Genomic DNA, 18,354 nt, shown 5'->3' with positions numbered 1-18,354 from the left:
GGCACCGGCAGCCCGGACGGCAGCGGCGGCAGTTACAGTGAGAGCACCATGCGCAGCCTCATCATCGCGGGAGTCCTGGCCGTGGCCAGCGGATTCGCGGCCGCGAGCTGGTGGGGTGTGCGCAGGCTCGCCGAGCAGCACGCGCGCTCCGCCGTGGCCTCCCCCGCGGAGGCGCCGCCTCCCGGGCCCCAGCAGGTCGCCGTGGTGCTCAATCCCATCAAGGAGCGTGCACGCGAGGCCGAGGTCCTCATCGAGGCCGCGTGCCGCGGGGCCGGCTGGCCCGACCCGTTCGTGTTCGAGACGACCCCGCTCGACCCAGGCCACGCGATGGTGCGGGCCGCGCTCGAGGCCGGTGCCGACGTCGTGCTTGCCTGCGGCGGGGACGGCACGGTGCGCGTGGTGGCAGAGGAGCTCGCGGGGACCGAAACGGCCATGGGGATCGTGCCGTTGGGCACGGGGAACCTGCTGGCCCGCAACCTCCACTTGGAGGTGAACCGGCTCGCGCATGCCGTGCACACGGCCGTGTTCGGGCGGCAGCGGCGGATCGACACCGCCACGATGGCCCTCGCCAACGCCGTGACGGGCGAGTCCGCGCTGCACACGTTCCTCGTGATCGCGGGCGTGGGCATGGACGCGGAGATCCTCGGGGACACGAACGAGGACCTCAAGCGCGCCATCGGCTGGATCGCGTACACCGAGGCCGGGATCCGGCACATGCCGGGGCGCGCGCGGCAGAAGGTGGATGTCTCGCTCGACGGCGGGGAGTTCCAGTCCCGCCGCGTCCGCGCCGTGCTCTTCGCGAACTGCTCCAAGCTGCCCGGCGGGGTGGACTTCATCCCCGAGGCCTACATCGACGACGGCGTGCTGGACGTCGTGGTCATGAGCCCGCGCAGCCTCCTCGGCTGGGTCTCGATGTACTTCAAGGTCCTCGTGCAGCACAAGCGGCAGCTCGCGGTCATGTCCTTCTACGGCGCCCGGTCGGTCTCGATCCGTAGCGCCGAGCCCATCCAGACCCAGGTGGACGGCGACGTCACCGGCCCCGCCACCCACATCGACGTCCAGGTGCACCCCGCGAGCCTCCTCGTGCGCGTGGCCTGAAGCGCGTTCGACGAGGGCGGGCCTCAGCCGGCGTCCGGGCCGAGGATCCGCTCGACCCACGTGCGGGCGGCAGCGAACGCGCCGTCCGAGACGTGCGCGGCGACCTCCGGGACCGTCCCGTCCGTCCGCGGGTACGAGCCGAGGAACCGGGTCTCGGGGCTCACGCGGTGCAGGCCGGCGAGCGCATCGGCCACGCGGGCGTCCGCGGCGTGGCCGTCCACGTCGATCGAGAAGAAGTAGTGGCCAAGGTACTGGCCCGTGGGCCGGGACTCGATCCGTGAGAGGTTCACGCCGCGCGCGGCGAACTGCTCGAGGATCTCCATGAGCGCGCCCGGGCGGTCCTCCGGGAGCGGGACCGCGACCGTGGTCTTGTCCGCCCCCGTGCGCGGCGGCAGGGCGCCGGGGCGGGACACGAGGATGAACCGGGTGACGGCGCCGGGGTTGTCCCCGATGTCCGTGGCGAGGACCTCGAGCTCGGGGTGCTCCTCGGCCACGATGGGGGCGCAGATGGCGGCGTCCCCGGGCTGGGCCGTGTCCTCGAGGAGGGCCAGCGCGCCCGCAGCGGTCGAGCTCGCGGCGAGGTGGACGGCGTCGGGCGCGTTCGCCGCAGCCCAGCCGCGGCACTGGGCCCAAGCGTGCCCGTGGGTGGCGATCCGGCGCACCTCCGCCACCCGCGTGCCCGGCCGCGAGACGAGGACGAACGTGATCGGGACGACCTCCTCGCGGACGATCCGCAGCTCGGGGCCGGTCGAGATCGCGTCCAGGGTCGCGGTGACGCCGCCCTCCACGGAGTTCTCGATCGGCACCATCGCGGCGTCCGCGGTGCCTGCCCGGACGGCGTCGAGGGCGGCGTTGACGTTCGGCGCCGGGACGCGCTCGGCCTCGCGGGCGCCGGGGACCTTGAGGAGGGCAGCCTCCGTGAACGTGCCCTCGGGGCCGAGGAAGGTGTAGACGGGACGACGGGCGCCGGGGGCCGGCGCGGGGGACGCGGCGGGCCCGGGAGTTCCCGCGGGCGCAGGGGATGCAGCGGTCACAGGACCGTGGGCTCCTGCCCGTTCTCGGACACCATGGGCTTCCCGGCCATGAGCCACGCGTCCATGCCGCCGGCCACGTTCACCGCCGAGTACCCCTGCGCCACGAGCCAGTGCGTGACCCGCGCGGAGCGGCCGCCCGTGCGGCAGATGACGTTGAGGTCCGTGTCCGGGTCCAGCTCGTCGAGGCGCCCGGGCAGCTGGTCCATGGGGATGTGCAGGGCGCCGTCCACGTGGCCGGCCTCCCATTCGTAGTCCTCGCGGACGTCGAGGATGACGCCGTCGGCCGGGATGGAATCGACGCGGACCGTCTCGAAATCGGACATGGGTGCCTCCTGCAGGTGGTGCTCGCCTCCAGCCTATAGTGGCCGGGATGACTGAGTCCCCCGGGCCGTGGCCCTCCGCCGTCGGGCTCCGGGACGCCCTGCGCGCCGGGGAGGTCTCCGCGCGCGAGGCCGCCGGCCACTTCCTGGCCCGGATCGAGGCCGAGAACCCGCAGCTGGGTGCGTTCCTCGCCGTCACGGCCGAGCGCGCCCTCGAGGACGCCGCCGCCGCCGACTCCCTCCATGCCCGCCTCGCCCGCTCCGGCCGCCTCGAGGACCTCCCCCTCCTCCACGGCATGCCCACGGCCTACAAGGACCTCACCGACGTGGCGGGCGTGCCCACCACCCACGGCAGCGCAGCGCTCGAGCCGCGGCCGGCCCCCGCGGACTCGCCCCTCGTGGAGCTCCTGCGGAAGGCCGGGACCGTGTGCCTGGGCAAGACGCAGGTGCCGGAGTTCGGGCTCACGGCGTACTCGGAGAACCGGATCGCCCCGCCCTCGCGGAACCCGCACGCCACGGCGCTCAGCTCCGGGGGCTCCTCGGGTGGGTCCGCGGCGGCGGTCGCGGCGGGGCTCGTGCCGTTCGCGCCGGGCACCGACGGCGGGGGGTCGGTGCGGATCCCCGCGGCGGCCTGCGGGATCGTGGGGCTCAAGCCGGGCCGCGGGCTCGTGCCCGCCGGGGAGGGCTCCGCGGACGACGGCGGGCCGCGCCTCGTGGTGGCAGGCCCCCTGGCGCACACGGCAGAGGACGCGGCGCTGCTGCTGGACGCGATGACCGGTGGAGCTCCACCGCCCGGTGGTGCGCGGGCACGTCCCGGTGCCGGGACGGGCCTCGCCGGACGAGAGGCTGGGGGCTACCTCGACGCCGTCGTGCGCGGACCCGGCCGCCTCCGCATCGCCGTGAGCCTCACGAGCCCGTGGGACGCGCAGTACACCATCGCGCCCGAGCCGGAGGCATTCGAGGCGCTGCGCCGGGCGGTGGCGAGGCTCGAGGACGCGGGACACCTGGTGGCCGAGGCGGACCTGCGGTTCGACAACCGCTACCCGGACGCGTTCACCGCCGCGTGGACCGCGGGGGTCGGGGCGGCGCGGATCCCGCCCGCACGGGAGGCCCTCCTCACTCCGCTCACGCGAGCGTTCCGCCGCCGCGCCCAGCAGCGCAGCCCCGGTCGGCTCGCCGAGGCCCACGCATTCCTGCGGCGGTTCGAGCGGGACATGCTCGCGCAGCTCTCGGGCTGGGATGCTGTGCTGTCCCCCGCGCTCGCTCAGTCGCCGCGGCCGGTCGGGTGGTTCTCGGGCGGCGGCGCCGGTGGGCGGGAGCGCGGTGACAGCAGCGCCGGCGGTGCCGCGTGGACCGCGACCGCCGACGACGACTACCGGCTCCAGTGCGAATTCGCGCCGTGGTCCTCATGGGTCAATGTGTGCGGGCTGCCGGCCGTCGCGGCGACGACCCTGTGGACGCCGGGGCCGGAAGGCGAGGTCCTGGGCGCGGGCGGAGCCGGGGCGCCGCGTGGGTCATCGGGCGCGCTGCCGGCCGGCGGGGCGCCGCGTGGGTCATCGGGCGCGCTGCCGGCCGGGGTGCAGCTCGTGGGGCCGCCCGGCTCGGAGGCCATGCTCCTGCAGCTGGCCCTGCTCCTCCACGAGCCGCGGCGCCCCAGCGCCGCGGCCGGCTGACGGCTTCAGGGTGGGCCTCCCATCCCGGGAGGTGGGCTCTGGCCGGAGACGGCGCGCAGGTCTCCCCAGCAAGGGCGGCCGCGGCAGGCGACACGCCCTCCGAACCGCCCGGCACGCCGCGCATCCCTATCCCTTGGTGGGGAGGAGTGCACGGCACGTCCGCTGATCAGGCTGTCCGGGGACTGGCCCGGCCCGGCACGGCCCCTGCCCCGCACGGCCCCTGCCCCCGGACCGATCCGGCTCAGTACCTGTCCGGCTCAGTACCCGTAAGGGTCCATTGTGGCCGCGAGCCCGATGAAGAACAGGAGGAACGCGAGCGTCAGCGCGATGCCCACGTAGCCCATGACGAGGCCGGCGATCGCGAACGCCCGCCCCGCGGGTTCCCGGGCAAGTCCCATGTGGCCCAGGATCACCGCCGCGATCTGGGGCAGGATGAAGAACCCGAACCCTACGTAGACCGCGATCCCGCAGATCATCGAGGCGAGGCTCAGGCCCTTCGGCTGGGCCGGGCCCGCGTAGTAGAACTGGCCATAGCCCTGCTGGGGCGCACCCGGGTAGCCCTGGTACCCCTGCGCGTAACCGTATCCCTGCGGGTACTGGCCGACCGGGTACTGGCCCGCCGGGTGCTGGCCCGCCGGGTGCTGGCCCGCCGGGTGCTGGCCCGGATACTGGCCCGCCGGGTGCTGGCCCGGATACTGGCCGCCCTGCTGGCCCGGATGCTGGCCGGTCTGCTGGCCCGGATGCTGGCCGCCCTGCTGGCCCGCGCCGTACGGGCCAGGACGCTGGGCGCCCTGCTGCCCCGGGTGCTGGTCTGGATGCCCAGCAGCGGGCGACAGGCTCCCGGGCTGGCCCTGCGGGCCGGGCTGGGTATGGTCCGCGGCGGAAGGCGCGGCCGCAGGCCCCCGGTACTTGTCCGCGTACTCGGGCGGAACGGCTCCGGGCCCCTCGATCCGGCTCCCCGGCAGCGGCGGCGCCCCGGGCGGGAGGTCCTGGCCCGGGGGGCGGCTGGGGTAGGAGGGGAGGCGCTCGGTGGCCCATGCCTCGCTCCCCGGCTTGTCCTCGCTCACCGGTGGGATGTACGACGGCGGCACGTAGCCCGGGCGCTTCTCGTCCGGCGCGCGGTTCTCATCCGGGCCGCGCCTCCCCTCCGAGGCGCGGTTCTCGTCCGCGCTGTTCTTCCCGTCCGGGGTGTGCTCCCCGTCCGGGCTGTTCTTCCCGTCCGGCCCGTGCTTCTGGTCGTCCATGGTCCCCCTCTGAGCAGGTGGAGGCGCTCCCGTAGCACGCGCGCCAGCCCGATGACATGCTGGGTACAGCGTACCCGTCAGACGCCGCACAGCCCGGGCAGACGAGGAATGTCAGACGGGCAGTCCAGACTGAATCCGAGACCGAACGCCACGACCGGAGGGATCCCATGGACCAGCCCGAGATTGCGTACGAACAGACCGGCTACAACCCCGCCTTCCTGAGCATCCCGGACCTGCTCCCGGTCCCGTCCCGCCCGGGGCTCCTCGAGCTGCACTACACCCACTTCAGCGTCCTCCAGGACCCGGACCGCCGTCTCGCGGCCTCCACCGGTGTGAACATCGACGGGGCGGCGCTCGTGGACATCCGGCGCGGCGGAGAGCGCTGGCGGCTCGACCCGCGCATCGGCGAAGATCAGCAGTGGGGCAACGAGCTCTATCGGGACAACCGGCTGGACCGCGGCCACCTCGTGCGGCGGCAGGACCCCCTGTGGGGCGACGAGGGCACCGCCGAGCGCGCCAATCTGGACACGTTCCACTACACGGTGTGCGCCCCGCAGGCAGACTTCTTCAATCAGGGCCGCGAGCTGTGGCTCGGCCTCGAGGACTACATCCTCGGCCACGCGGACACCCATGACCAGCGCCTGAGTGTCTTCTCCGGGCCGGTCCTCGAGCCCGATGACCCCGAGTACCGGGGCGCGATGATCCCGCGGAGGTTCTTCAAGATCGGCGCGTGGAGCAGCGGGCTCGGCGGATCGGACGGGAAGCTCGCCTGCACCGGGTACATCCTCGACCAGAGCAACGGCCTCGAGCAGGTGCTCTACCCCGGAGCCCGCGAGGCTCCCGCGCTCGGCCCCTACCGGACGTTCCAGGTCCCCGTGGAGGACATCGGCGAGCTCACCGGACTGGACCTCGGCGGCCTCCCCGCGGCGGACCGATACGCCATCCCACGCGGCGCGCGCGGGGTTGCCGAGCGGTGGCGTGAGATCGGAGGGCTCGCCGATGTCACGCTCTGAGGCGCCTGTGCGCCACCAGGGCGCGGTCCCGCCCTACCTCCTCGAGCACCTGGCCCACTGCGACGGGGCCCGGCCCACGGCGCTGCCCGGCCGGCCCGGAGCGGCCACGGGCACGCCGGATCGCACTGCGCCAGACGACACCCCCGAGGAGGGCCGGCAGACCCGCGTGGGGCTCGACGTCGTCGCGGAGCTGGCGCGGCGCACCCTTCTCGCGGACGAGCGCATGCGGAGGCAGCGCGAGAGGCCACCCCACGGCCCGCACCCCGGAATCCTCGCCCGCCCGGGGACGCTCCGCCGGGAGATCTCCGACGCCGAGAACACCGAGCGGCTGCCCGGCACGATCGCGCGGAAGGAGGGCCAGATCCCGGTCGACGACGCCGACGTGAACCGCGCGTATGACGGGCTCGGCAGCACCTACCGCTTCCTCGAGGAGATCTTCGAGCAGTCGAGCATCGACGGCGCCGGGCTCGCGCTCGAGGGGACCGTGCACTACGGAGTGGGCTACGACAACGCCTTCTGGGACGGCTCGCGCATGGTGTTCGGCGACGGGGACGGGAAGGTCTTCGGCTCGTTCACGACCTCGCTCAGCATCATCGCGCACGAACTGGGCCACGGTCTGCTCCAGAACACCACCGACCTCACGTACCGGGGCCAGTCCGGCGCCCTCAACGAGTCCTTCGCGGACGTGTTCGGCGTGCTCGTTGAGCAGTTCAGCCGCGCGCATGGGGTCGAGGAGGCGAGCTGGGTCGTGGGAGAGGGCATCTTCATGCCCGGCATCAAGGGCACGGGGGTGCGCTCCCTCAAGGCTCCGGGGACCGCCTATGACGACCCGATGCTCGGAAAGGACCCCCAGCCCGGCCACATGGACGACTACGTGCGCACCCGGGAGGACAACGGCGGCGTCCACGTGAACTCCGGGATCCCCAACCACGCGTTCTACCTCACGGCCGCCGAGCTGGGAGGCAAGGCCTGGGAGAAGGCGGGGAAGATCTGGTTCCACACCATCGCGCTGCGCAAGCTGGACGTGGACGTGGACTTCCGGGGCTTCGCGCGCGAGACTGTGCGGGCGGCACGCTCGCTGTACGGGCGCGAGTCCGCCGAGGAGAAGGCCGTGCGCGCCGGATGGCGCGGGGTCGGGATCACGGTGCGGCTCACCGACAAGAACGGTTCCGGGTCGAAGGGTTCGGGGTCCAAGGGTTCCGGCACCAACGGCCCCGGGTCCACGGGCTCCGGCACCAATGGCTCTGGATCCAAGGGTTCCGGGTCCACGGGCGCGGGCTCTGGGAAGGCAGCGGCGGCACGGCGGTAGGAGGCGCGCGTGGGATGAGGATTCAAGTGACGCGTTCCGGCGGAGTCGCCGGGATCCGGCGTTCGGCGGCGGTCGAGTTCGACCTCCGCACGTCCCGCGACGGCTACGACCCCGAGTGGGCCGCCCTCTACCGCGCAGCGCGCAGCGAGGAGCGGCGGCTCGCGACCGGCAACGAGGAAGCGGAAGGGGGCTCCGAGGCGGGCGCTGGTCAGGGCAGCGCGGTCTCGGCGGGCCGCACCCGTGACGCGTTCCAGTGGACCCTGCGCCTTGGCACCAAGCGCCTCGAGGTTCCGGACGGAGCGCTCCAGGGCGCACTGCGGGAGCTCGCGGAGAAGGTCCTCGCCGCAGGCGAAGGGGACCGGGGCGAAGGGGACCGGGGCGAAGGGGACCGGGGCGAAGGGGACCGGGGCGAGGGGAACCCCGGCGAGTGGAACAGAGGCGCGAGCGCCTGAACACCGGAGCCGGCGTTGTGCGCAGCCCGGCACGACGGCGCGCCGCACCGCGCGAGGCCGCGAACGGCGTCGGACGTCCCGAGCTGAGCGGCGACGCACTTGGGCACATTGGCGCAATCTTCACCGCAGGGCCACCCTCTGTTGGCCTTCTCTGCGAAGCTAGGCACATGGCGAACCGAGCAGGCACCGTTGCCCTTCCCAGCGACCTTGTGGACATCACCGCGCTCCTCGACGCGTACTACGACGTCGCCCCGGACCTGGGCGACCCGGGCCAGCGGGTGGCGTTCGGGACGTCCGGCCACCGCGGCTCGAGCCTCAAGGCCTCCTTCAACGAGCAGCACATCGCCGCGATCACGCAGGCGATCGTCGAATACCGTGCGGGGCAGGGCATCCGCGGGCCGCTCTTCCTGGCCAAGGACACGCACGCGCTCTCCGAGCCCGCGACCAACACCGCGCTCGAGGTCCTCGCCGCCAACGGCGTCCAGGTCCTCGTCGACGCCCGTCACGGCTACACCCCGACGCCTTCGGCGAGCCATGCAATCCTCAAGTACAACGCGGGCCGCTCGGCCGAGGACCCGGGCCGCGCAGACGGCATCGTCGTCACCCCGAGCCACAACCCGCCCGCGGACGGCGGCTTCAAGTACAACCCCCCGCACGGCGGACCGGCGGACTCGGACGCGACCGGGTGGATCGCCGACCGCGCCAACGAACTCCTCGGCGCGGGCCTCGCCGGGGTGCGCCGGCTGCCGCTCGCCGACGCCCTCGCAGCGGACTCGACGGGACAGTACGACTTCCTCTCCTCCTATGTGGACGACCTGCCCCAGGTGCTCGACATCGCGGCGATCCGCGACGCCGGGGTGCGGATCGGCGCCGACCCCATGGGCGGGGCGTCCGTGGACTACTGGGGCGAGATCGGCGAGCGCCACCACCTCGACCTCACCGTGGTCAACCCCACCGTGGACCCGCAGTGGGCATTCATGACCCTGGACTGGGACGAGAAGATCCGCATGGACTGCTCCTCGCCGTCCGCGATGGCCTCGCTCATCCAGAAGGTCTCCGCGGGGGCGAACTACGACATCGCCACCGGGAACGACGCCGACGCCGACCGCCACGGGATCGTCACACCTGACGGCGGGCTCATGAACCCCAACCACTACCTTTCCGTGGCGATCGACTACCTCTACCGGAACCGCACTGGCTGGCGCGCCGACGCGGTGGTGGGGAAGACGCTCGTGAGCTCGTCCATGATCGACCGCGTGGCCGAGGGGCTCGGCCGCAGGCTCGTCGAGGTGCCGGTGGGCTTCAAGTGGTTCGTGCCGGGGCTGCTCTCGGGCCAGGGCGCGTTCGGCGGCGAGGAGTCCGCCGGCGCGAGCTTCGTCAAGCTCGACGGCGGCGTCTGGACCACGGACAAGGACGGCATCCTCCTGTGCCTCCTCGCCTCCGAGATCAAGGCAGTCACGGGCAAGTCCCCGAGCGAGCTCTACGGCGAGCTGACCGCGAAGTACGGCTCGCCGTCGTACGCGCGCATCGACGCCGCGGCCACCCGGGAGCAGAAGGACAAGCTCGGGAAGCTCGCAGCCAGCGACGTCACCGCAACCGAGCTCGCGGGCGAGGCGATCACCGCCAAGCTCACCGAGGCGCCCGGAAACGGGGCGAAGATCGGCGGGCTCAAGGTCACGACCGAGAACGCGTGGTTCGCCGCGCGGCCGTCCGGCACCGAGGACGTCTACAAGATCTACGCCGAGTCCTTCAAGGGCGAGGAGCACCTCAAGCAGGTCCAGGCGGAGGCGAAGGCGCTCGTCGACTCGGTCATCGCCTAGGGTCCGACCCCGGGTCGCAGGAGGCGGCCCGGGGCACGCCTCCGCGGCTCCGCGGATCCGGGGTCATCTCCAGAGTGGACGGCGGCCATATCCTTAGCAAGGCTAATGAGCTAGGCTAAGGATTGCCCCTCCGCCCTGCTGTCCCTCCGGAAGGACCCGCCACGCCACCCGAACCCGCTGACCATTCGCCCGAGACCCTCGAACTCGCCGCAGAGCTGCGCGCAGCACTCATGCGCACATCCCGCGTGCTGCGCACCCAGGCCAGCTCGGACGCCGTCACCCCAGGCCAGACCACCGTCCTCGCCCTCCTGAACAAGCGCGGCCCGCTCACCATGCGCGAGCTCGCCGACGCCGAGCACGTGCAGGCGCCGAGCATGACCCGGACCGTGAACGCCCTCGCCGCGCAGGCGCTCGTCACGAGGGCCGAGCATCCGAGCGACGGGCGGCAGGTCGTCGTCGTGATCACCGACGCCGGCCGCGCCCTGCTCGAGGACACGCGCCGCATGCGCGCCGCGTGGCTCGCCGAGCGCCTCGAGGGACTGCCGCCCGCCGACCGCGCCGCCCTCCACCGCGCCGCGGAGCTCCTGCTCGAAATGACCGCCCGATGAGCCGCATGTTCCGCGCACTGGGCCACCGGAACTACCGCCTGTGGGCAGCGGGGGCGCTCGTCTCGAACGTGGGCACGTGGATGCAGCGGATCGCGCAGGACTGGCTCGTGCTCACGGAGCTGACCAGCCATGACGGCACGGCCGTGGGCATCACCACCGGCCTGCAGTTCGCGCCGATCCTCGTGCTCGGGCCGTACGCGGGCGTCCTGAGCGACCGCCTCGACAAGCGCCGCATCCTCCTCGCCACCCAGTCCGCGCTCGGACTCCTCGCCCTCCTCCAGGGCGTGCTCGTGCTCACCGGCGTCGCCGAGCTGTGGCACGTGTACGCGATCGCGCTCGGCCTCGGGATCGCGAGCGCCGTCGACGCGCCCGCGCGCCAGTCGTTCACGTCCGAGCTGGTCGGCTCCGCGGACCTCCCGAACGCCGTGGCGCTCAACAGCACGTCCTTCAACCTGGCCCGGCTCGCGGGGCCGGGTGCCGCGGGCCTGCTGATCGGCGCCGTGGGCACGGGCTGGGCGTTCCTCATCAACGCCGCGAGCTTCGCCGCCGTGCTCGTCTCCCTCCTGCGGCTGCGACAGGGTGACCTGCACCGCTCCGCGCCGGCACCGCGTGCGCGCGGGCAGCTGCGCGAGGGGCTCGCGTACGTGCGCAGCCGTCCTCGAGTGCTCCTCATCCTCGGCATGGCCGCGATCGTGGGCACGTTCACCATGAACTTCCAGATCACCAACGCGGTCATGGCAGCACAGGAGTTCCGCGTGGGCGCTGACGGGTTTGGCCTCCTGGGCTCGGTCATGGCGGTGGGCACGCTCGCCGGCGCGCTGCTGGCCGCACGACGCCGTTCCCTCCGCATGGCGCTCGTCCTCGCCGCCGCGTTCGCGCTGGGCCTCGCGGCAATCGGCTCCTCCCTCGCCCCGGGGTACGCGCTGTTCGCGGCCTCCCTGGTGCTCGTGGGGATCGCGGCCATCACGTTCCTCAACGGCTGCAACACGCTCGTGCAGCTCAGCATCGACGCGCAGTACCGCGGGCGGGTCATGGCCCTCTACATGGCGGTCATCCAAGGCGGCTCGTTCCTCGGCGCCCCGCTCGTCGGCTGGCTCGCGAGCGCGGCCGGTCCGCGGTGGGCGATCCTTGCGAGCGGGACGGCGGCACTCCTCGCGGGGGCACTCGGCGTCGTGGTGCTGGCCCGGTGGGGCGAGGGGTCCCTGCGGGAGCAGCTCCGGGCGGTCTGGGCCGAGCGGCGCGCGGCTGGGAGGCCTGCGGCGGAGCCGCAGGACCGGGAATCCCCAGCCCAGCGGTAGGATGTCCTCCGGCAATCCCCACTCCCCCGACGTCGGAAGGCGGCCGATGAGCCTGCTCGGAACCTCCTGGACCCTCCACGGCGACGGCCGCTCCGTCCGCCCGGGCGAGGTCGTCGCTCCGCACGAGCGGCTCGCGTGGCCGCTGACGATCGGCGTGGGGCTGCAGCACGTGGTCGCGATGTTCGGCGCAACGTTCCTCGTGCCCATCCTGACCAACATGCCCCCGGCCACCACGCTGTTCTTCTCGGGGATCGGCACGCTGCTCTTCCTCGTCATCACGCGCGGCCGGGTGCCCTCCTACCTCGGGTCCTCGTTCGCCTTCATCGCGCCGATCCTGGCCTCCCAGCAGCAGTTCGGCGTGGCCGGGGCGCTCGGCGGCGTGGTGGTCGCCGGCGTCGTGCTCGCCCTGGTGGGCGCCGTGGTCCAGAAGTTCGGCGCGGCGTGGATCAACGCCGTCATGCCTCCCGTGGTGACCGGCACGATCGTCGCGCTCATCGGCCTGAACCTCGCCCCCGCGGCGAAGATGAACTTCGACGCCGCACCGCTCACGGCGCTCGTGACCCTCCTCGCGATCATCCTGGCCACCATCCTGTTCCGCGGGATCCTCGGGCGCCTGAGCATCCTCGTGGGCGTCGTGGCCGGCTACGCCGTCGCCGCGGCGCGCGGCGAGGTGGACTTCTCCAAGGTGGACGCAGCGGCGTGGGTGGGCCTCCCGCACTTCCAGACTCCCGAGTTCCACGTGGGGGTGCTGGGCCTCTTCGTGCCCGTGGTCCTCGTACTGGTCGCGGAGAACATCGGCCACGTCAAGAGCGTCGCGGCCATGACCGGGCAGAACCTGGACGGCATGGCCGGCCGCGCCCTCATGGCGGACGGCGCCGCGACCGTCCTCGCAGGCTTCGGCGGCGGCTCCGGCACCACGACGTACGCCGAGAACATCGGCGTCATGGCGGCGACCAAGGTGTACTCCACGGCGGCCTACTGGGTGGCCGGCATCACCGCGCTGCTGCTGAGCTTCTCGCCCAAGTTCGGCGAGCTCATCGCGACCGTCCCCGCCGGCGTCCTGGGCGGTGCCGCGACCATGCTCTACGGCATGATCGGAGTCCTCGGCGTGAAGATCTGGGTGCAGAACCGCGTCAACTTCTCCAACCCGGTGAACCTCACCACCGCGGCCGTCGCGCTCATCGTGGGCATCGCGGACTACACGTGGAAGATCGGCGACCTCGCCTTCGCGGGCATCGCGCTCGGCTCCGCGGCGGCGCTCATCGTCTTCCACGGCATGCGCGCGCTCGGCCGGTGGCGGGGCACGCTGACGGACGACGACGTCGAGCCCGCCACTGCTCCCGGCGCACCGGGGGCAGCTGGCCGGCTGGGGTGATCGGGACGTCCCGGCCCGGGCGTCCGGGGCGGTCGTCCCAGCGCCGCGGTGCTGGGAGAATGGGGGGATGGCTGACACGGTGATTCCCGGGACGGACGCGTACCCGCAGGACGGTGCCGAGCTCGTACAGCTCGTGGACGAGGACGGCGCGCCGCTCGGCACGGCGCCGAAGGCCACCGTGCACACCGCGGACACCCCCCTGCACCTCGCGTTCTCGTGCCACGTGTACGGCGCGGACGGCCGGGTCCTCGTGACCCGCCGGGCCCTGTCCAAGAAGACCTGGCCTGGCGTGTGGACCAACTCATTCTGCGGCCACCCCGCCCCGGGCGAGGACTTCGAGGACGCGATCCGGCGGAGGGCCCAGCGGGAGCTCGGCCTAGAGCTCGGCACGATCGAGTCCGTGCTGCCGGACTTCCGGTACCGGGCCGTGGACGCCTCGGGCGTCGTGGAGAACGAGGTGTGCCCCGTGTTCCGGGCGGTCGCGGCCACGGATCCCGTGCCCGCGGCCGACGAGGTCTCCGAATGGGTCTGGGCTGATCCGGCCGAGTTCCGCGACGCGGTGGCCGCGGCGCCCTACGCCTTCAGCCCCTGGCTCGTGATGCAGCTCGACGCCCTTGCCGCCCAGGGCCGCTGACGCGGGTCGCCAGGGCGGTCACCGGGCTGGCACCTGACCGCCCGAGGCGACTCCCCGCCGTCGTGCGCGAGCCCGGCGGCTCCGCACGTACCCGAAACGGTGAGATGGCTCGCCTATGCGTACCCGAAACGGTGAGATGGCTCGCCTATGCGTACCCGAAACGCTGCGGGGTCCCGTCCCCTGATCAGGCGCCGGCGAGGAGCTCCGCCACCGCCTGGCGGACATACTGGGCACCGTTCGCGATCGCCTCGGCGGGGCTCGGGGCGAGGTCCACGAGGGCCCCGGCCGTCTCGATCCCGTGCGCGGCCAGATCCTCGGGCGAGGCCAGGATCCGCCCCGCGACCGCCACGACAGGGATCCCACGGTCCCGCGCGCGGTCGGCGAGGGCGATCGGGGCCTTGCCCGTGAGCGACTGGCCGTCCAACGACCCCTCGCCGGTGATGACGAGGTCCGCCTCGGCGAGGCGCGCGTCGATCCCTGTCAGCTCGGCCACGAGGTCGAACCCGCTCTCGAGCCGCGCCTCGGTGTAGGCGAGGAAGGCTGCGGGGAAGCCGCCGGCCGCGCCCGCGCCGGGGACGTCCACATCACGGCCTGTCGCCTCGGCGAGGACCCGTGCCCACGTGAGGAGGCCGGCGTCGAGCGCCTCGACGAGCTCCGGATCCGCGCCCTTCTGGGGACCGAAGACGTGGGCGGCGCCGTCGGGTCCGGTGAGGGGGTTGCGGACGTCGACGGCGATGCGAAGGGTGACGGCGGCGAGGCGGGGGTCGAGCGCGGACGAGTCGAGGGACACGACGTCGACGAGGTGAGCGCCCCCGAGCGGGACCACGTTGCCGGACGCGTCGAGGGGCCGCAGTCCGAGGGCGCGCAGGGCGCCGGAACCGCCGTCGGTCATGGCCGAGCCCCCGAGGCCGAGGATGATCTCGGTGGCCCCGGCGTCGAGCGCGGCCGCGATGAGCTGGCCGGCGCCGTAGGAGTGCGCGCGGCCGGCCGTCTCGGCGTCGGGCTCGCAGCCGAGCGCGGCGAGTCCCGAGGACTGCGCCGTCTCGATCACGGCCGTGCCGCCGCGCAGGGCCCATGCAGCGCCGACAGGCTTGATGAGCGGGCCCGTGACGGCGCGGATGCGCTCCTCGAAGCCCGCCTCCACCGCGGCTTCGAGCGTGCCCTCTCCCCCGTCGGCGATGGGCGCCCGGAGGATCTCGGCGTCGGAGTACACGGCCAGGGCGCCTTCGGCCATGGCCTCGGCAGCCTCGGCGGCGGTCAGGGAGCCCTTGAACTTGTCCGGGGCGATCAGGATGCGCATGGGTCCATCCTGCCAGCCCCGCAGGCCCGGCGTGGAACGCATCACACTCCTCGCCCCAGCGGCCGCGCCGGGCTCAGCCCAGCGGCCACGTCCCGCGCTGCTCGAGGACACCTCGCAGGAGGTCCGCGCGGTCGGTCACGAGCCCGTCCACGCCGGCGTCGAGGAGCCGGCCCATCGCGGCGGGATCGTTGACCGTCCACACGTGCAGCTGCAGCCCGAGCCGGTGCGCGCGGGCCACCGAGCCAGGCGTGACCACCCGCAGCCGGCCGGCGTGCTCGGGCACCTGGAGGCAGTCCACATCGCGGAGGAGCCGCCGCAGCGTCCGGTCGGGAAGCGCCGAGCCGAGGAGGCGGAACGCGGCACTGCCCCGCATCCCGGCGGAGGACGCGACCGGCCGGGACAGGCGCGCGAGCACAGCCCGGCGGCGCACCTCGGAGAACGAGGTGACGAGGATGCGGTCGTGGAGCCGCATCGACTCGATCACCTGGGCGCATTGCACGACGGCGCCGGCGGACTTCACGTCCACGTTCACGAAGGCATCGGGCAGCTCCTCGACGACCTCCTCGAAGCGGGGCACGCGCTCCACCCCGCCGATCCGGGCGACCGAGACCTCGGACCAGGACAGGCGCCCGACAGCGCCGCCGCGGTCCGCAACCCGGTCGAGGTGCTCGTCGTGGAGGGCCACCAGCACACCGTCCGCCGTGGTGCGCAGGTCCGTCTCGAGGTGGGTGAAGCCGAGGTCCCAGGCCGCGCGGAAGGCCGTCAGCGTGTTCTCGAGGCCCTCGAGGGAGAAGCCGCGGTGGGCGAACGCCATGGGTGCCCGGTGGAGGTAGGCCACAGCACCACGGTACGCGTAGGCTCGGGTGCATGGAGGAGCTGAGTCCCGCGAGCCGGGAGTACTTCCGCACGCTGCCGCGGCGCCGCGTGGCCGCCGGCCTGGTGATCCGGGACGAACACGGGCACGTGCTCGCCGTGAAGCCCAACTACAAGGACGGCTGGCTCCTGCCCGGCGGCACCGTGGACCCGGGCGAGGCCCCGCGCAAGGCCGCCCGCCGCGAGGGCCGCGAGGAGCTCGGCCTGGACATCGAACCCGGGGCGCTCCTGCTCATCGCCCATTCGGCGTTTCCGGACCCCGTCGGGGACGGGCTGAGCTTCCTGTACGACGGCGGGAGCCTCCCCGACGGCGCCCAGGTCACCCTCCAGCAGGACGAGCTGACCGAATGGCGGTTCGTGGGGCCGGACGAGTTCGCCGAGCACTTCGGCGACCACGGCGCCCTGCACATCACGGCCGCGCTCACGGGCCTCGCCGAGGCGCGGACGCTCGAGCTCGAGGACGGCGAAGAAGTCCTCTGACACGTGCGAGGACCGCGGCCCCGGTGACCGCGGTCCTCGTCTTCCAACCGGATGGCGCAGTGCGTCCGGCGAGCGGGGGATCCCGCCATGGCCCCACGCCACCCGGCGTCGGCGGGCCGGCTGCCCGGAAGGACGGCTCAGGCCTCGTGCTGGCCCTGCTGCCTCCGTGCATACCGGGTGAGCGCTGCCCATGCGAGCATCAGCGCACCGGAGCCGGCGAGCGCTGCGGAGACCGTGTAGTCATCCGCATCCCCAGCGGCCGTGTCCGCCACGACGCTGACCGACGGCGCCGCGCCGACCGCGCCCAGACCGCCCTGGCCCGCGCCCTGGCCGCCCTGGCCCGCGCCCTGGCCGCCGCCGGCAGGCGGTACCACGACGGGCTTCTTCCCCGGAGGCGTGGTCACAGGTGTGACCGGGGGTGTGGTCACAGGACCCGTGGCGCCCTGGCCCGGCGGGGTCGTCGGCGGGTTGGTGGTCGGCGGGATGGTGGTCGGCGGGATGGTGGTCGGCGGCGGCGTCACCACGACCACCCGGCAGCCGTTGTTGAAGATCGCCTGGCCTGCGGCGTCCCAGTTCTGGGCAGCCACCGTGATGTCCTGGTTGCCCTTCTTGAACGTGAAGCCCGGGTAGATATCCTCTTCGTGCTGGTGCTCGACGTGGCCCTGGTAGAACGCGTTCATGTCCGTGGTGATGACCACGTAAGGGTTGCTCTCCGACCCGGTCGCGTGGCAGAACGTGACGGGCTGATGGCCCTGGCCCTGTCCCTGGCCCTGGCCTTGCCCTTGACCTTGGCCCTGTCCTTGGCCTTCCCCGACGGCGAACGCGGGGCTCGTTGCAAGTCCCCCCGCCATCAGAGCGCAGCCGGCCAGGGCGACAGCCCCTGCCGAATGCTTCCTGAACTGGCTGAGCAGCGGCATGCTGCTCGCCTCCTTTCACTGATGTGAGCCCCGCACCCGCAGGTGCGGATGGTTCCGGCGAATTCCACGGGCCTTTCGCGGATGAGATGGGCCCTCCGGACCCCTCAGGCCTTCTGGCCGCAGCGGAAAATCACCAGGGTAATTTCGTCCAATGGCCTCTCGGTATTGCACGAGAAGACCACGACGAGACGCGGATCATTTGCAAAGGAGAAAGCCTTTGACTTGTCGACGAGCCTCCTGTCCTGAAGAACGCAGGGAATGGCCTTCCCCGCGGCGTCGGTGATGGTGGCGGCCTGCCCTTTGGCCCAGCCCGCATAGCTGAGGCGGTTGAAGGGGAAGGTCTCGGGACTGCACAGGGGGGCCTCGCCGTAGCAGGTGTGGGCGGCGAGGACCACCGGCTGGCGGTCCTTGGACTGCCCCGTGCCCTTCAGCCAGTGCGCCACCGGGTCGAACCCGTTGGCGTCGAGCGGGGGCACCACGGTGGTCCCCGGCTTCCAGCTCATGGGCACGACGCCGACCGAGAGTCCCGCCGCCGGCCATGCGAACGCTCTGGGCGGCAGGGCGAGTCTGGGCACCGCTGCCGTGGCCGTCGCGTCCGGTGTTGTGGGGGCCGGTGCGGCCGACGGCGGGAGTGCGGGGGCAGCCGAGGCGGTCGCCGCGCCGGACGGCGCGGGAGCCCCGGGCTGCCCGGGAGCAGCCGAGGCCGAGGCCGCTGCCAGCTGCGCGGCGGCCTCGATCCGGCGGCGTTCGGACGCGTCGGAGGTGATCTGGTGGACTGCCGCGAAGCCGAAGAGCATCACGGCACATGCCAGGACCACGGCCCTGAGCCACCCCCCGACAGCCCCGATCGCCACGTGCTTGTGCATGGCGTCCCCCGACATCCACAGGCCCGGCACCGTCCGGTTG

18 protein-coding genes are annotated in these 18,354 nt (G+C 73.1%); 11 read left to right on the top strand and 7 right to left on the bottom strand.

The window, feature by feature from the left end; genetic code table 11:
• Nucleotides 1-48: 48 nt before the first annotated feature.
• Entirely contained in the window at nt 49-1,098 is a 1,050-nt protein-coding gene (locus tag ABCQ75_RS04270) for a diacylglycerol kinase family protein (protein ID WP_345883297.1), read from the top strand.
• A 23-nt stretch (nt 1,099-1,121) separates the two neighbouring features.
• Here ABCQ75_RS04270 and pheA read toward each other — a convergent pair whose 3' ends face one another.
• Together pheA and ABCQ75_RS04260 are read right to left on the bottom strand one after the other, a co-directional pair.
• The gene (gene pheA / locus ABCQ75_RS04265) at nt 1,122-2,132 is read right to left on the bottom strand and encodes a prephenate dehydratase (RefSeq protein WP_345883295.1); all 1,011 of its coding nucleotides are present in this window, start codon (nt 2,130-2,132) and stop codon (nt 1,122-1,124) included.
• Nucleotides 2,129-2,455 carry a rhodanese-like domain-containing protein gene (locus tag ABCQ75_RS04260; RefSeq protein WP_345883294.1) on the bottom strand — a complete coding sequence of 109 codons (327 nt, stop codon included), beginning with the start codon at nt 2,453-2,455 and terminating at the stop codon, nt 2,129-2,131. The genes pheA and ABCQ75_RS04260 overlap by 4 nt, the downstream gene beginning before the upstream one ends.
• A 47-nt stretch (nt 2,456-2,502) precedes the next feature.
• Here ABCQ75_RS04260 and ABCQ75_RS04255 point away from each other — a divergent pair, with 47 nt between their 5' ends.
• Nucleotides 2,503-4,125, top strand: coding sequence for an amidase (locus tag ABCQ75_RS04255; RefSeq protein ID WP_345883292.1), 1,623 nt, complete (start codon nt 2,503-2,505; stop codon nt 4,123-4,125).
• Between the two features lie 257 nt (nt 4,126-4,382).
• On the opposite strand, the gene ABCQ75_RS04250 is transcribed toward ABCQ75_RS04255, so the two are convergent.
• Nucleotides 4,383-5,369, bottom strand: a complete 987-nt coding sequence (locus tag ABCQ75_RS04250) for a DUF4190 domain-containing protein (protein WP_345883289.1) — start codon at nt 5,367-5,369, stop codon at nt 4,383-4,385.
• Nucleotides 5,370-5,536: 167 nt separating this feature from the next.
• Here ABCQ75_RS04250 and ABCQ75_RS04245 point away from each other — a divergent pair, with 167 nt between their 5' ends.
• From ABCQ75_RS04245 to idi, 8 genes are all read left to right on the top strand, one after another.
• On the top strand, nt 5,537-6,382 hold the full coding sequence (locus tag ABCQ75_RS04245) for a DNA/RNA non-specific endonuclease (RefSeq protein ID WP_345883287.1): 846 nt from the start codon (nt 5,537-5,539) through the stop codon (nt 6,380-6,382).
• A complete protein-coding gene (locus tag ABCQ75_RS04240) occupies nt 6,369-7,691 on the top strand; it encodes a M4 family metallopeptidase (RefSeq protein WP_345883285.1) in 1,323 nt (440 codons plus the stop codon). Before ABCQ75_RS04245 ends, ABCQ75_RS04240 begins: the two co-directional genes overlap by 14 nt.
• 14 nt (nt 7,692-7,705) lie before the next feature.
• Nucleotides 7,706-8,143, top strand: coding sequence for a hypothetical protein (locus ABCQ75_RS04235; protein ID WP_345883282.1), 438 nt, complete (start codon nt 7,706-7,708; stop codon nt 8,141-8,143).
• Between the two features lie 167 nt (nt 8,144-8,310).
• Entirely contained in the window at nt 8,311-9,963 is a 1,653-nt protein-coding gene (gene pgm, locus ABCQ75_RS04230; RefSeq protein WP_345883280.1) for a phosphoglucomutase (alpha-D-glucose-1,6-bisphosphate-dependent), read from the top strand.
• Nucleotides 9,964-10,193: 230 nt separating this feature from the next.
• On the top strand, nt 10,194-10,571 hold the full coding sequence (locus tag ABCQ75_RS04225) for a MarR family winged helix-turn-helix transcriptional regulator (protein WP_345883278.1): 378 nt from the start codon (nt 10,194-10,196) through the stop codon (nt 10,569-10,571).
• Nucleotides 10,568-11,869, top strand: a complete 1,302-nt coding sequence (locus ABCQ75_RS04220) for an MFS transporter (RefSeq protein ID WP_345883276.1) — start codon at nt 10,568-10,570, stop codon at nt 11,867-11,869. The genes ABCQ75_RS04225 and ABCQ75_RS04220 overlap by 4 nt, the downstream gene beginning before the upstream one ends.
• A gap of 46 nt (nt 11,870-11,915) precedes the next feature.
• Nucleotides 11,916-13,244, top strand: a complete 1,329-nt coding sequence (locus ABCQ75_RS04215) for a uracil-xanthine permease family protein (protein ID WP_345883274.1) — start codon at nt 11,916-11,918, stop codon at nt 13,242-13,244.
• Between the two features lie 67 nt (nt 13,245-13,311).
• Nucleotides 13,312-13,878 (top strand): isopentenyl-diphosphate Delta-isomerase, encoded by a 567-nt coding sequence (gene idi, locus ABCQ75_RS04210; RefSeq protein WP_345883273.1) that lies wholly within the window; start codon nt 13,312-13,314, stop codon nt 13,876-13,878.
• A 184-nt stretch (nt 13,879-14,062) separates the two neighbouring features.
• Here idi and ABCQ75_RS04205 read toward each other — a convergent pair whose 3' ends face one another.
• Both ABCQ75_RS04205 and ABCQ75_RS04200 read right to left on the bottom strand, forming a co-directional pair.
• Nucleotides 14,063-15,178 carry a glycerate kinase gene (locus tag ABCQ75_RS04205; RefSeq protein WP_345883272.1) on the bottom strand — a complete coding sequence of 372 codons (1,116 nt, stop codon included), beginning with the start codon at nt 15,176-15,178 and terminating at the stop codon, nt 14,063-14,065.
• A gap of 73 nt (nt 15,179-15,251) precedes the next feature.
• The gene (locus tag ABCQ75_RS04200; RefSeq protein ID WP_345883741.1) at nt 15,252-15,992 is read right to left on the bottom strand and encodes a glycerophosphodiester phosphodiesterase family protein; all 741 of its coding nucleotides are present in this window, start codon (nt 15,990-15,992) and stop codon (nt 15,252-15,254) included.
• A gap of 53 nt (nt 15,993-16,045) precedes the next feature.
• Here ABCQ75_RS04200 and ABCQ75_RS04195 point away from each other — a divergent pair, with 53 nt between their 5' ends.
• Complete coding sequence (locus ABCQ75_RS04195; protein WP_345883270.1) at nt 16,046-16,531, top strand: NUDIX domain-containing protein; 486 nt, start codon at nt 16,046-16,048, stop codon at nt 16,529-16,531.
• A gap of 137 nt (nt 16,532-16,668) precedes the next feature.
• Here the strand turns inward: ABCQ75_RS04195 and ABCQ75_RS04190 are convergent, their stop codons facing one another.
• Both ABCQ75_RS04190 and ABCQ75_RS04185 read right to left on the bottom strand, forming a co-directional pair.
• Nucleotides 16,669-17,229: a hypothetical protein gene (locus ABCQ75_RS04190; RefSeq protein WP_345883268.1), complete on the bottom strand. Its 561-nt coding sequence runs from the start codon at nt 17,227-17,229 to the stop codon at nt 16,669-16,671.
• Between the two features lie 323 nt (nt 17,230-17,552).
• Nucleotides 17,553-18,314 (bottom strand): sortase family protein, encoded by a 762-nt coding sequence (locus tag ABCQ75_RS04185; RefSeq protein WP_345883267.1) that lies wholly within the window; start codon nt 18,312-18,314, stop codon nt 17,553-17,555.
• Nucleotides 18,315-18,354 lie beyond the last annotated feature (40 nt).

Source organism: Sinomonas halotolerans (assembly GCF_039615075.1).
GTDB lineage: Bacteria > Actinomycetota > Actinomycetes > Actinomycetales > Micrococcaceae > Sinomonas > Sinomonas halotolerans.
This window is presented reverse-complemented; position numbering and strand designations above follow the sequence as displayed.

Excerpts from the sequence above, each read along its gene's own strand:
- ABCQ75_RS04185 (WP_345883267.1), bottom strand. The coding sequence starts at position 18,314 with ATGCACAAGCACGTGGCGATCGGGGCTGTCGGGGGGTGGCTCAGGGCC.
- ABCQ75_RS04220 (WP_345883276.1), top strand. The coding sequence starts at position 10,568 with ATGAGCCGCATGTTCCGCGCACTGGGCCACCGGAACTACCGCCTGTGG.
- ABCQ75_RS04195 (WP_345883270.1), top strand. The coding sequence starts at position 16,046 with ATGGAGGAGCTGAGTCCCGCGAGCCGGGAGTACTTCCGCACGCTGCCG.
- ABCQ75_RS04240 (WP_345883285.1), top strand. The coding sequence starts at position 6,369 with ATGTCACGCTCTGAGGCGCCTGTGCGCCACCAGGGCGCGGTCCCGCCC.
- ABCQ75_RS04215 (WP_345883274.1), top strand. The coding sequence starts at position 11,916 with ATGAGCCTGCTCGGAACCTCCTGGACCCTCCACGGCGACGGCCGCTCC.
- ABCQ75_RS04205 (WP_345883272.1), bottom strand. The coding sequence starts at position 15,178 with ATGCGCATCCTGATCGCCCCGGACAAGTTCAAGGGCTCCCTGACCGCC.
- idi (WP_345883273.1), top strand. The coding sequence starts at position 13,312 with ATGGCTGACACGGTGATTCCCGGGACGGACGCGTACCCGCAGGACGGT.
- ABCQ75_RS04200 (WP_345883741.1), bottom strand. The coding sequence starts at position 15,992 with ATGGCGTTCGCCCACCGCGGCTTCTCCCTCGAGGGCCTCGAGAACACG.
- pgm (WP_345883280.1), top strand. The coding sequence starts at position 8,311 with ATGGCGAACCGAGCAGGCACCGTTGCCCTTCCCAGCGACCTTGTGGAC.
- ABCQ75_RS04245 (WP_345883287.1), top strand. The coding sequence starts at position 5,537 with ATGGACCAGCCCGAGATTGCGTACGAACAGACCGGCTACAACCCCGCC.
- ABCQ75_RS04235 (WP_345883282.1), top strand. The coding sequence starts at position 7,706 with ATGAGGATTCAAGTGACGCGTTCCGGCGGAGTCGCCGGGATCCGGCGT.
- ABCQ75_RS04225 (WP_345883278.1), top strand. The coding sequence starts at position 10,194 with ATGCGCACATCCCGCGTGCTGCGCACCCAGGCCAGCTCGGACGCCGTC.
- ABCQ75_RS04255 (WP_345883292.1), top strand. The coding sequence starts at position 2,503 with ATGACTGAGTCCCCCGGGCCGTGGCCCTCCGCCGTCGGGCTCCGGGAC.
- ABCQ75_RS04270 (WP_345883297.1), top strand. The coding sequence starts at position 49 with ATGCGCAGCCTCATCATCGCGGGAGTCCTGGCCGTGGCCAGCGGATTC.
- ABCQ75_RS04260 (WP_345883294.1), bottom strand. The coding sequence starts at position 2,455 with ATGTCCGATTTCGAGACGGTCCGCGTCGATTCCATCCCGGCCGACGGC.
- ABCQ75_RS04250 (WP_345883289.1), bottom strand. The coding sequence starts at position 5,369 with ATGGACGACCAGAAGCACGGGCCGGACGGGAAGAACAGCCCGGACGGG.